General features: G+C 73.3%; 9 protein-coding genes. 6 read left to right on the forward strand and 3 right to left on the reverse strand.

Annotated features, from left to right (window positions below):
• Positions 1-61: 61 nt before the first annotated feature.
• Positions 62-2,938, reverse strand: a complete 2,877-nt coding sequence (locus tag BO64_RS08495; protein WP_496402854.1) for an ATP-dependent DNA helicase — start codon at positions 2,936-2,938, stop codon at positions 62-64.
• Between the two features lie 172 nt (positions 2,939-3,110).
• Here BO64_RS08495 and BO64_RS08500 point away from each other — a divergent pair, with 172 nt between their 5' ends.
• From BO64_RS08500 to BO64_RS08515, 4 genes are all read left to right on the forward strand, one after another.
• A complete protein-coding gene (locus BO64_RS08500) occupies positions 3,111-4,718 on the forward strand; it encodes a carboxylesterase/lipase family protein (protein WP_496402855.1) in 1,608 nt (535 codons plus the stop codon).
• Positions 4,719-4,746: 28 nt separating this feature from the next.
• On the forward strand, positions 4,747-6,351 hold the full coding sequence (locus BO64_RS08505) for a carboxylesterase/lipase family protein (RefSeq protein WP_496402856.1): 1,605 nt from the start codon (positions 4,747-4,749) through the stop codon (positions 6,349-6,351).
• 142 nt (positions 6,352-6,493) lie between these two features.
• On the forward strand, positions 6,494-7,837 hold the full coding sequence (locus tag BO64_RS08510) for an alpha/beta hydrolase family protein (protein ID WP_496402857.1): 1,344 nt from the start codon (positions 6,494-6,496) through the stop codon (positions 7,835-7,837).
• A 181-nt stretch (positions 7,838-8,018) separates the two neighbouring features.
• The gene (locus tag BO64_RS08515; RefSeq protein WP_496402858.1) at positions 8,019-8,582 is read left to right on the forward strand and encodes a hypothetical protein; all 564 of its coding nucleotides are present in this window, start codon (positions 8,019-8,021) and stop codon (positions 8,580-8,582) included.
• A 95-nt stretch (positions 8,583-8,677) separates the two neighbouring features.
• On the opposite strand, the gene BO64_RS08520 is transcribed toward BO64_RS08515, so the two are convergent.
• Positions 8,678-9,649: an oxygenase MpaB family protein gene (locus BO64_RS08520; protein ID WP_496402859.1), complete on the reverse strand. Its 972-nt coding sequence runs from the start codon at positions 9,647-9,649 to the stop codon at positions 8,678-8,680.
• A gap of 107 nt (positions 9,650-9,756) precedes the next feature.
• On the opposite strand from BO64_RS08520, the gene BO64_RS08525 reads away from it, so the two are divergent.
• Entirely contained in the window at positions 9,757-10,299 is a 543-nt protein-coding gene (locus tag BO64_RS08525) for a hypothetical protein (protein ID WP_496402860.1), read from the forward strand.
• A gap of 199 nt (positions 10,300-10,498) precedes the next feature.
• Here BO64_RS08525 and BO64_RS08530 read toward each other — a convergent pair whose 3' ends face one another.
• A complete protein-coding gene (locus BO64_RS08530) occupies positions 10,499-11,230 on the reverse strand; it encodes a class I SAM-dependent methyltransferase (protein WP_496402861.1) in 732 nt (243 codons plus the stop codon).
• 155 nt (positions 11,231-11,385) lie between these two features.
• Here BO64_RS08530 and BO64_RS08535 point away from each other — a divergent pair, with 155 nt between their 5' ends.
• Complete coding sequence (locus tag BO64_RS08535) at positions 11,386-12,636, forward strand: hypothetical protein (protein WP_496402862.1); 1,251 nt, start codon at positions 11,386-11,388, stop codon at positions 12,634-12,636.
• The last annotated feature ends 16 nt before the right edge of the window (positions 12,637-12,652 follow it).

Consider the following 12,652-nt stretch of genomic DNA (forward strand, 5'->3'; position numbering starts at 1 on the left):
CCGCGGCCTCACCGCAAACGGAACACGGCCGGCGCGATTGTCGCAGCCGCCGGCGCCCGTCCTAGGGCGCCGCGCCCAGGAACCCGGCCACCTGCTCCACGGCCTCCACCAGGGTCACCCGCTGCAGCTCCACCCCCTCGGGCAGGCCCGAGAACAGCCGCGTGGGCGCCGCCGCATCCAGCATGACGAAGACGCCCCGGTCGTCGGCCCGGCGGATCAGCCGCCCGAAGGCCTGGGCGATGCGGCCCCGGGCGATGGCGTCGTCATAGCCCTTGTTGCCGAATCTCGCCCGGCGGGCCTTGTGCAGCAGGTCGGGCCTTGGCCACGGCACCCGGTCGAACACCAGGAGGCGCAGGGACCGCCCCGGCACGTCCACTCCGTCGCGCACTGCATCGGTCCCCAGCAGGCAGGCGTCCTGCTCGGCCCGGAAGATGTCCACCAGCGCCCCCACCTCCAGCGGGTCCACATGCTGGGCGTAGAGGGCGAGGCCCCGGTCGGCCAGGGGCCCGGCGATCCGCTCGTGCACCGCCTTCAGCCGGCGGATGGCGGTGAAGAGGCCCAGCCCCCCGCCGCCGGCCGCCAGGAACAGCTCGCGCATGGCCGCCGCCACCTGCCGGGCGTCCTCCCGGCTCACGTCCGTCACCACCAGCGCCCGGGCGTTGGCCGCATAGTCGAACGGCGAGGCGAGCTTCAGGGTCTTGGGCCGGTCGGGCAGCCGCGCCGCCCCGGTGCGCATCTCGGCCAGGGCGAAGGGATCGTCCAGGGTCGGATCGGCCAGGGTCGCGCTGGTCACCAGCACCCCGTGAGCCGGGGCGATCACCGCATTGGTCAGGGGCTCGGTGGGGTCCACCCAGTGCCGGCGGCAGGCGGCGTCCACCACCCGCCCGTACAGGAAGGTGGCGTCGAACCAGTCCACGAAGTCCGGATCGTCTTCCGCATCCTCGTCGATGGCCCGCAGCATCGAGCGCCAGGCGGGCAGGGTCATCCGCGCCCGGCGGTCCAGCCCGCGCAGCGCCCCCTCGATCCGCGCCCGCTCCGAGCCGCCCAGGGTGGCGCTCTCCTCGTCCAGCAGGTCCTCCAGCGCCCGGGCCAGGGCCAGCAGGGGCGCCTCGATCCGGGCCAGGGCCGCCGCCGCCTCCCGGGCGGTCTCGCGCACCAGGTCCAGGGCGGGCCGGGCCGCGCACTCCATGCCGATGTCCGAGGCCTGGGCCCGCGCCCGCAGCTGCTCCAGCACCGCCACCAGGAAGGCCTCGATGGGCCCGATGGGGTTCACCTCGCCGTTGGGGGGCGCGATCCGCCCGCTCCAGCCCTCGCCCGGCAGGGCGGCGGCGGCATGGATGGCGTCCTGCAGGGTGGCCCGCGCCCCGTCCCGGTCGCCCAGGATGTCCGACAGCCGCGCCTCCAGCCCGCGCCCGCGCCGGCCGCGCCCCTCGGGTCCGCGGATCCAGCGCCGCATCTCCGCCGCCTCGGCCCCGGACAGCGCCGCCGAAAAGGCGCTGTCGGCGGCGTCGAACAGGTGGTGCCCCTCGTCGAAGACGATGCGCTTGAGCTGGCTCGTCTCCCCGTCGGCCTTGGAGCCCCGGGCCGCCCGCGCCCCGTCGAAGGCCGCCTGGGTCATCACCAGGGCGTGGTTGGCGATGACGATGTCCGCCCGCCGGCTGCCGCGGATCGCCTTCTCCACGAAACAGGCCCGGTAGTGCTGGCAGCCGGCGTGGATGCACTCCCCCCGCCGGTCCACGAGATTGGCCGGGCTCGCCTGAGCCGCCGGCGAGATGGCGAACAGGGTCGGCAGCCACGCCGGGAAGTCGCCCCCGGTCATGTCCCCGTCCCGGGTCGCCCGGGCCCAGCGGGCCGCCAGGGCCATCCCCACCAGGTCCGCCCCGCCAAGCTGCGCCGCGTTGGCCTGCTCCTGGAAGTTCAGCAGGCACAGGTAGTTCTCGCGCCCCTTGCGCACCACCACCCGCTTCCGTCCCGCGGCGCCCGGCCTGGAGGCGCTGTCGCGAGGCGACTGAGGGGGTGTTCCCCCGGATTCCTTGCGCTCTTCCGCCCCTGCGCCCTCCCCGGCGTAGATGCTGCGGCTCTCGCGCTCGATCTGCCGCTGCAGGGCGCGGGTGTAGGTGGAGACCCACACCGCCGGCCCGTTGGTCTCGGCCCACAGCGAGGCGGGCGCCAGATAGGCCAGGGTCTTGCCGATCCCCGTCCCGGCCTCGGCCAGCATCATCCGCGGCTCGCCCTCCCGCTCCCGGGGCTGGAAGACGAAGGCGGCTTCGGCGGCGAGTTCGGCCTGGGCCGGCCGCGCCTCGTCCAGGCCCGACCGCTGCAACAGGGCCTTCAGCCGCTCGGCGGCGGCGACCGGCTCGATGGCCCTGGAGCCGGCCTCGCCCGGCGGCGGCTCAGCCTCCCATTCGGGCAGGCGCATCCACACGTCGAGGCCCGAGGAGCGGAACTGGTTGCCCGCCGGGGCCGAGCGCAGGGCGCCGATCACCGCCGCCCCCCAGGGCCAGCCGCCCCGGGCCAGGGTCTCGGCCAGGGCCAGGGCCTCCTCCCGCGACGGCTCGGGCGCCGCCGCCAGCTCGGCCAGCAGCAGCCGGCACGCCTCGCGCAGGGCCGTGGCCTGGGCCTCCGCCCCCCGCGGTTCCTCCAGCCCCATGGCCAGGGCCAGGCCCGCCGCCGAGGGGGCGCAGAACCGCGCCGGCCGCACGAAGGCGAACAGCTCCAGGGCGTCGAAGATCCGCGGGCTCCGGGGCGGGGCGTTCAGCCCCAGCCGCCGCGCCGTCATGGCCGCATGCGCCAGCAGCACCGGCGCCCCCTCGAACAGGTCCCGGGCGTCGGGCGCGCGCAGCGCCCTCGCCCCCTGGCCGTCGGCCACCGCCGCGCGCGGGCCGGGCAGGACGACGAGCGCCGGGGCGAGATCGAGGGAAGCCGGGGGGAGAGTCACCCCGCAAGGTTACGCTGCGGGGGCGCCGAACGGAAGCGGAACTCCCGCGACGGGTGTCCGTGCGCGCCTGGGCGTCGACGCAAACCGCCGGTTGCCCAATTTCGAAAAATCGGTACGAATAGCCCCAAGACAGAGGCAAACGGCCGCCGTGCGGCCGGGGGGAAACGAAGACATGGCGTATCTCGCGTTGTCGCGCCGCGGCCTGATGGGCGGCGCTGCGGCCCTGCTGGCGGCCGGGGCCGTCCGGGCCCAGGGGCTCGGAGGCCAGCGAACCGAGGGCCAGGTGGTGGAGACCACCGAGGGGCGCTACCGCGGCTTGGTGGAGAACGGCGTCCATGTCTTCCGCGGCATGCGCTACGGGGCCGACACCTCGGGGGCCGGCCGCTTCCTGCCGCCCCGCCCGCCCGAGCGCTTCACCGGCGTGCGCGAGGCCTATGAGTTCGGCGACCAGGCGCCCCAGCCGCGCACCATCCTCACCGTCCCCGGCCCGATCAGCGAGGACTGCCTGCGGATCAACGTCTGGACGCCGCAGGTGGGCGGCCCGGCCCGCCGGCCGGTCATGCTGTGGTTCCACGGCGGCGGCTTCGAGGCCGGCACCGGCTCCAGCGGCCTCTACGACGGGGGCGCCATGGCCCGCCGCGGCGACGTGGTGATCGTCACCATCAACCACCGCCTGAACGTCTTCGGCTTCTGCGACCTCTCGCACCTCCTGGGCCCCGAGTTCGCCCAGTCGGGCAATGTCGGCTACCTCGACCTGGTGGCGGCCATGAAGTGGGTGCGGGCCAACATCGCCGCCTTCGGGGGCGACCCCGGCAATGTCACCATCTACGGCCAGTCCGGCGGCGGCCGGAAGGTCAGCGTCTGCTACGCGGGCGCCGAGGCCGCCGGCCTGTTCCACAAGGGCATCGTCCAGTCCGGCTCCCACCTGCGGGTCCACACGCCTGAGGAGGCCCACGCCCTTACCGACGCCCTGCTGCGCAAGCTGGAGATCGCCCCGGGCGAGGCACGCCGCCTGCAGGAGGTCCCGGCCGAGCTGCTCGGGACGCGCCAGCGCGAGGTGATCGCCGCCGCCGGCTACCGGTTCGAGCCGGTGCTGGACGGCATTTCGTTCAAGGCCCACCCCTGGACGCCCAATGCGCCCCAGCACACCGCCAAGGTCCCGCTGATGCTGGGCACCACCCAGACCGAGCTCTCCAACCAGCTCGGCCGCGACCCGGCGATCTTCGCCATGGACGAGGCCGCCCTGAAGGCGCGGCTGGCGCGCACCATCCCGCCCGAGTCCGTGGAGGAGGCGGTGCGGGTGTTCAAGGCCTCCACGCCCTCGGGCTCCACCGCCGAGATGTTCTTCAAGATCGCGTCCTGGCGGGCCTACATCACCAACGCCACCATCATGGCCGAGCAGCGCCATGCCCAGAACGGCGCCGACAACCCCACCTGGGTCTATCAGGTCACCTGGCGCTCGCCCGTGCAGGGGGGCCGCCGGTTCTCCGAGCACACCATCGACCTGCCCTTCATGTTCGACAATGTCGCCAAGGCGCCGCACCTCACCGGTCCCGAGACCGAGGAGACCCGGGCCATGACCGAGGCCATGGCCAACGCCTGGCTGGCCTTCGCGCGCAACGGCGATCCCAACCATCCGGGCCTGCCCAAGTGGCCCACCTACGACGTGGCCAGCCGGCCGGTGATGCTCTTCGACGTCCCGCCCACCCTGGCCAACGATCCGTTCCGTGAGGAGCGCCTGTTCATGGCCAAGTTCCCGCCCGTGCGGGGCGGCAGCTAGCACCAGACATCTGCGGGGGAGTTACGGCATGACCTTCAATACGAGCCGGCGGGCGATCCTGGCCGGGGCGGGCGCCTCGGTGTTCATGGCGGGCCTCGCCCGCGCCGCCACAACCGACATCTTCCCGGTGGTCGAGACCGCCGAGGGCAAGCTGCGGGGCCTGGTCTCGGGCGGGATCAAGGTGTTCAAGGGCGTCCCCTACGGCGCCGACACCTCCGGCAAGAACCGCTTCCTGCCGCCCCAGCCGGTGAAGCCCTGGGCCGGCGTGCGCGACGCCCTCGACTACGGCAACATCTGCCCGCAGATCCCCGGCGACCGACGCAGCGACTACGCCAACCTCATCTACCTGGACTACCAGCCCGGCGGCATGGGCGAGGACTGTCTGAACCTCAACGTCTGGACCCCCGACCTCTCGCGCACGGCGAAGAAGCCGGTGCTGGTCCGCTTCCACGGCGGCGGCTTCTACGGCGGCTCGGCCAATTCCCCGGGCATGGATGGCGAGATGCAGGCCCGCTACGGCGACTGCGTGGTGGTGACGGTCAACCACCGCCTCAGCGCCTTCGGCTTCCTGCACTTGGCCGACAGCGGCGCCCCGCCCGAGTTCTCCCAGAGCGGCATGTCCGGGATGCTCGACCTGGTGGCCGCCCTGCGCTGGGTGAACCGCAACATCGAGGCCTTCGGCGGCGACCCGAGCCGGGTGCTGATCATGGGCCAGTCCGGCGGCGGGGCGAAGGTCAGCGGCCTCATGGCCATGCCGGCCGCCAAGGGCCTGTTCCACCGGGCCGTGCAGATGAGCGGCGCCATGGTCCGCGTCGCCCCGCGCGAGCGCGGCAAGGCCATCGCGGACGACCTGCTCAAGGCCGTCAGCCTCGGCGGCCGCGACGTGCGCCGGCTGCAGGAAATGCCCTTCTACGACCTCCTCGCCGCCCAGGCCGACCTCGAGGCGGCCCAGCGGGCCCGGGGCGAGGCGCCCAACTCCTTCACCCCGGTCCTCGACGGCGTCGCCATGCCGCGTCATCCGTTCGACCCGGACGCCCCGGCGGTCAGCGCCGACGTGCCGATGATCATCTCCACCACCCTCGACGAGCGCACCTACCGGCAGCGCAATTTCGACGAGACCTGGGAGGGCGTGACCAGGATGCTCGCGGCCCGGGTGGGGGCCGACCGCGCCGGCCAGATCCTCGACCTCTACCGCCAGGAAGACCCGGCCGCCTCGCCCTATCTCATCCAGTCGCGGATCATCAGCGACATGGGCCGCGGCCCGAGCTTCGCCATGGCCGAGCGCAAGGCCGCCCTCGGCCGCGCCCCGGCCTATGTCTATCTGTGGAAGGCGCCCAGCCCGGCCTGGGGCGGCCGCTACGGCGCCACCCACGGCGTCGACGTCGGCCCCAGCTCGCGCGAAATCCGCGGCGGCCTGCAGGGCCCCAACCCCACCAGCGCCCGCCTGGCCGACGAACTCTCCTCGGCCATCGTCGCCTTCGCCGCCACCGGCAGCCCCGACAGCGGCAAGCTCCCCACCTGGACGCCCTACGACGCCGCCACCCGGGCCACCATGGTCTTCGACACCGACGCCACCCGTCTGGAGCCCGACTTCCGCGGGACCTTCCGCAAGCTCTGGGCCGCCGCGGCATAGAGAGGCGAGCCGATGCTCCCCCTCCCGGGGGGAGCTGTCGCGAAGCGGCTGAGGGGGCGCGGCTCGCGCCCCCTCCACCGCTTCGCGGTCCCCCTTCCCCGCCGCCCGATTCTCCGCTTTGAACCAGCGCCGGAGGAAAACCATGACCGCGCTGTTTCAGACCCGCCTGTCCAGGCTGTCCCTGGCCGCCGTCGCCGCCCTCGCCGCGCTCTGGCCCGCATCCGGCCAGGCCGCCGAGCCCGGCCCCGACCGCTGCCATGTGGGCCTCTACCAGCTGGAGGGCGGCGGCTGGGTCGATGTGGGCGCGGTCAGCGACGGGTCCCTGCGCTGGCGCCTCCCCGACGGGCGCACGGGCCGCCTGACGCTCGGGGCCGACGGCGCCCCCGTCAGCGCCCCCGGCTGGACCGCCGCCGCCGACGGGACGCAGGTCCGCTTCGGCGCCTGTGCGGACGGGCGCATCACCTTCGACGGCAAGGCCGGGACCAAGGCGGCCTTCGAGGTGATCGACACCACCTTCGCCGGCGCGGGCGGGGCCGTGCTGGCCGGCCGCCTGGTCCTGCCCAAGGGCGCCGGCGCGGTCCCGGTGTCGGTGATGGTGCACGGGTCCGAGGACTATTCCGCCCGCGACTTCTATTTCGAGCCCCGCGCCTGGCCGGCCGAGGGCGTCGGCGTCTTCGTCTATGACAAGCGCGGCACCGGCGGCTCCCAGGGGACCTACACCCAGGACTTCCACGTCCTGGCCGAGGACGCCGCCGCCGCGGCCCGGGAGGCCCGCCGACTGGGCGGCTCGCGGATTTCCCGCCTGGGCTTCGACGGCGCGAGCCAGGGCGGCTGGATCGCCCCCCTGGCCGCCACCAAGGTCGAGGTGGACTATCTCGTGGTCCGCTACGGCCTCGCCGAAAGTCCCCTGGCCGAGGACCGCGGCGAGACGCTGCGCGGCCTTAAGGACAAGGGCTACGGCCCCGAGGTCCTGGCCAAGGCGGCCGACGTCGCCGACGCCACGGCCAAGGTCGTGGTCAGCCGCTTCACCGACTTCGACGACCTCAACGCCCTGCGCGCCAAGTGGGGCGCCGAGCCCTGGTGGCAGGATCTGGAGGGCGAGTTCACCGGCATGGTCGCCAAGGCGCCCGAGGCCGCCGTCCGGGCCCTTGGCCCCCGCCAGGACAAGGGCACGACCTGGGAGCACGATCCCATGCCGGTGCTCCGGCAGATCAAGGCCCCGATCCTCTGGCTCCTCGCCGCCGAAGACCTGGAGGCGCCCCCGGAGGAGACCGCCGCCCGCCTCGTCGCCCTCGCTCGGGAAGGCCGGCCGATCACCGTCTTGGAGTTCCCCCGGACCGACCATGGCGTCCGCGAGTTCGAGCTGGTGGACGGCAAGCGCGTCTACACCCGCTACGCCGACGGCTACTACCGCGCCGTCCTCGATTTCACCCGCACCGGCCAGGCCCCCGGCCCCTACGGCCAGGCCCGCCGCCTCACGCCCTGACGATTCAGATCCAGTGAGATGCGCCCCTCCGGGGGCGCTGTCGCACAGCGACTGAGGGGCTCGCCCAGACCCCGCGGCCAGCGCCGCCTCCGCCGCCGCAGGGCGGGGAGGAATCCTGATCAAAACCTTGACTTCCGCTGCTCCATATGTTCTCTTTTTGTTCATGTATGACGCGGCGGAGATGCTGGCGCGGCACGCGCGGGTCCTGGCGGAGCTGACCGAGCTCGGCATGGCCTTCGCGCGCGATGCGCGGGCCGACGCCGAGGCCGCGCAGACGCCCGAAGAGCGGGCCCGGCAGGCCCTGGTGTTCCAGCGGGTCTCCCGCGCCATCCGCCAGGGCCTCGCCCTTGAGGCCAAGCTCGCCCGGGAAGCGCAGCGGGCGGGCGCCGAGGCGGCCGAGCGCGAAGACCGGCGCAACGCCCAGCTCGTCCGCGCCCGCAAGAACCAGCTGATGAGCGCCGTTCAGGGCCTCGTCTGGTCCGAGGTGGAGCGCCTTGGCGAGGAGCTGGACTTCGAAGACGCCGAGGAGGCGGAGGCCGAGGCCCTCGTGCAGCTGATGGCCCTGGTGGACGAGGAGTCCCAGGCCGACGACTTCCTCACCGCCGACCTGGCCGATCAGGCGGCCCGGGTGGCGAACGCCCTGGGCTTCGAGATCGCCGCCGATGGAACCGTCCGTCGCTGCGGCGCGGCCACGCCCAAAGCCGGCGACGGGCCGAACGCCCCGCCCGGCATCGCCTCGGGCTGACGCCGCGGCGCGCCCCGCCACGCCCTTTCAACCTGTCCAGCAGTCCGGCCGTCCGTCCCCCGCCCTTCGGCGGGCGCGGCCGCATGGGCTTCGCCCTAGGCCGCCGACCGCCCCTCGGCGGCGGACATCGCCAGGAGTTCGGCGGCCCGGCGCCGGGCCCGGGCCTCGGCGCTGTTCACCAACGCCCAGCGCAGGGTGCGCCCCAGGGCCTGGACGCCCAGCCGCGCCGCCAGCCGGCGGGCGGGTGACAGGCGCAGGCCGTGCAGCTCCGCGGCCCAGGGCGGCAGCAGGTCCTTGGCGGCGTCGAAGGCCACGGCCATGGCCGGGACGATGGCCGGCCCGAGGCTTGAGCCCGCCCCGCCCGCCTTGGGTCCGCCGGGCTTCGGCCGCGCCTGGGCGAACAGGGCCGCGGCCACCTCGGCGGTGCGGTGGTCGTAGCGCAGCTGCGGGCGCACGGCCCCGAAATAGGCGGCCACCTCGGCCCGGCTCTCGGGCACGGCCGCCGCCCCCAGCCGCCGGGCGATCTCGGCCGTCTCCCGGTAGTAACGGTCCTGCTCGGCGGCCGGGAAGGCGGGGTCCACATAGCGCAGATAGGCGGCCAGGAAGGAGGAGACCTCGGCCACATGCACCCAGGTGAGCAGGTCCGGATCGTCGGCGGCGTAGGGCGTCCCGTCCGGCAGGGTCCCCGTCACCTTGGCGTGGATGGCCCGCACCCGGTCGATGTAGCCCTGGGCCTCGGCCCGGTCGCCATAGGTGGTGCCGGCGATGAAGCGGGCGGTGCGGCGCAGGCGCCCGTCCATGTCCTGGCGGAAGTTGGAATGGTCCCACACCCCGGCCAGGGCGCCCGGGTGCAGCATTTGGACGAGAAGCGCCGTGATCCCGCCGACCATCATCCCGGCGAGGTCGCCGTGGACCTTCCAGCAGGCGCTGTCCGGGCCGAAGAAGCCTACGTCCCGGCGGTTGCGCTCCACCGTATCATCCCCGGTCCCGCCCACGAGCTGGCGGACCTGCAGGACGATGGCCTGGCGGAGCGGATGCGGCTTGGGCGGCGAGATGGGCGGGGACATGGGCCTGACAAGATAGGCGCCTTGGCCGCGGCGGAAAGCTTGGCCGCCTCAGGCGCGCCGCAATCGTGATGAGGCTGGAAGGCCGGATGCGTGTAGGACTTTACGCCATGACCCGTTTGCGGACCTCGCCCGGCGCCTCGGCGGCCGTCCTTCTGGCCGCTGCCTTCCTCGCCGGCGCCTTGCTGGCCGGCCTCCCGGCCGGGACGGCCTTCGCCTCGGACGGGCCCATGGCCACGGCGGGGGCCAGCGGCGCGCCGCCCGCCGCCGTCGAGACCGCGCAGGCGCCGGTGAGGCAGGTGGCCGCGCCCGCCCCGGCGCCGGCTGCGCCGTCCCGCCCGCTGACCACCGCTGAGCAGATCGACGCCTTCATCAAGGGCTCGCCGGCGGCGACGCCCTCGCCCGACGAGATGGCCGCCCTGGACGAGGGGCTCGAGCCCGACCGGCGGGTGCATGGCGCGTTCGAGGTGGGCGTCGGCACGCACGGCTATCGCCACGCCCAGGTCGAGGCCCACTATCCGGTCGGCAAGACCGGCCATGTCAGCGTCGCCGTGGGCTCGACCCGCGGCCGGGGCGTGGTGGGGCTCGGCTGTCCGGGCCCGCTCGGCCCGCCGCCCGGCCCCTTCGACGGGCGGGGCTGCGCTCCCTGGTAGGCGAAGGGCCTACTTGCGCGACGACCAGACCGACACGCCGAACAGGGTGGCCATGAAGATCACGAACATGGCGATCACCGCATAGACGACCGGGGCGGCTTCGGGGTTCATCGGGCTCCTCCTTGCTGTTGGGAGACCGATGTCGCGCCGTCGCTACGGCCACGCTTTGATCGGGATCAAGGCGGCGTTTCGGCGGGCCTCAGTCAGGCGCGTCGCAGGCCTGGATGTCGGCGGGCCTGGGCCGGCGCCCCTCCGCCGGGGGCTCGAAGACCGCCAGGTAGCCCACCCCGCCCTGCAGCCGCTGGAAGTCCACCATCCGGTAGCCGACGGCGGCGAACTCGCACTCCAGCAGCCCCGGCGGCACGCCATGGGCCTTGGTGGGCCGGTCCACGTCCACCACCCCCACCCGCCCGCCGGACTTGAGCATGGGGGCGAGGTTCCAGAGCAGGGCGTAGGGGTTCTCGATCTCGTGGTACATGTGGACCAGGATCGCCCGGTCCACGGGCGCCGGCAGCTTCGGGTCGGCGGGCGTGCCGACCACGATGCGGACGTTGGCCAGGCCCCGCCGCTCGGCCTCGCGCTTCAGCCCGGCGACGTAGGCGGCGTTGATGTCCTCGGCATAGACCACGCCCGTCTCGCCCACCGCCGGTGACAGACGCAGGGTGTGGTAGCCCGAGCCCGCGCCGATGTCGGCCACGGCCATGCCGGGCCCGATGCCCAGGCCGCGGATCAGCTGACCGGACTCGTCGGCCGCGTCCCGGTCGGGCCCCGAGCTCCAGCCGTCGGCCCCGACGGGCGCCACCGGGCGGTCGGGCGCGGGGAAGCCCTCCGGCGCCCGGGCGGGTCTGGCGTCCGCGCCGTCCGTCGCCCCACGGGAGCAGGCGGAGAGGAGGGCCAGGGCGGCGGTGAGGAGGACGGGACGGATCTGCATCGGCGCTGTCGCGCCTTAGAACTTAGGGTTGCGGCGAGCTTTTGACAGCCCCGGCGTTCGAACCTGCGGCTTCACCGCAAAAATCGCCACGCTCAAGCCGAACGACCAGCCCCGCCGCGGGTTGTCCCTTCATTCCAACGAGGGGCCAGCCCGACATGAGCTTCAATCCGTTCGAGGAGCGGGGCATCCCGCTCGACAAGCAGCTCCGCAACTGGCGCGAGCTGAACGTCACGCCCTACCGCAAGGAGGAGATCCACCCGTTCAGCCGCGCCCGGGCCATCCTGGCCAACGGCGTCGAGGTCGAGGCCATTCTCTTCTCCCACAACATGGCCCGGAACACCGCCGAGCCCGAGGTGAAGAAGCTGCTTGCCGAGACCCGGCGGATCGAGAGCCAGCAGCAGCGGGTCATCAACTGGCTGATCCCCGCCGAGGAGAGCACGCTGGAGGTCACCCTCGGCTACGAGCAGATCGCTGTCGAGATGACCGCCTGGATCGCCCAGAACGAGCCCGACCCGTACCTGCGCCAGTGCTACGAGTTCGGCGTGCTGGAGGACTTCGACCACCTCTACCGCTACGCCAACCTCTACGAGATGCTGGAAGGCAAGAAGGCCGAGGCCATCGTCGGTCATCTCACCGAGATCACGCCTGGCCGTCCGACCATCTTCGAGCACCGCCACCCGCACGACGAGATCCGCCGGCCGATGACGGCCCTCGCCGCCGATCCGCAGTCGCTGGTCAACGCCATGACCGTGCTGTGCGCCGAGCAGCAGGTCATGAACTACTACGCCAACATCGGAAACCGCTTTCAGGAGCCCCTGGCGCGGGCGCTCTACTCCGAGATCGCCGAGGTCGAGGAGCAGCACGTCACCCACTACGAGTCGATGCTCGACCCGACCTCGACCTGGCTCGAGAACCTGGTCCTGCACGAGTTCAACGAGTGCTGGAACTACTGGTCCTACCTGCAGGAGGAGCAGGACCCCAAGGTCCGGCCGATCTACGAGCTGCACCTGGCCATGGAGCTGGAGCACCTGCGCATTGCCGCCGAGCTCATGCGCACGATCGAGAAGCGGGAGCCCGAGGCGCTGATGATGGCCAGGAGCGTCAAGCCGCTGTCGATCCGCGAGAACAAGACCTGGCTGCGACAGGTGCTGGCCGATCAGGTGGACCTCACCAGCAAGGGCCCCGACTTCATCCCCATCACCGAAGTCCCGCCGGGGGACCGCTACTTCGCCTACAACGCCCAAGTGAACGACCAGTGGGTGCCGAGCGAGGAGGTCATCCGCCAGCACGGCGAGGCGATGGGCTACGAGTACCGCGACGAGACGGACGGGCCGAACCCAGTGCCGGGGCTGCGCGGCGAGGGCTCCACCGCCTACGCCCGCCGCATCGAGACCCGGGCCGCGTGAGCCCCTTGATCGGTCG

It is taken from the genome of Phenylobacterium composti DSM 19425, from assembly GCF_059568645.1.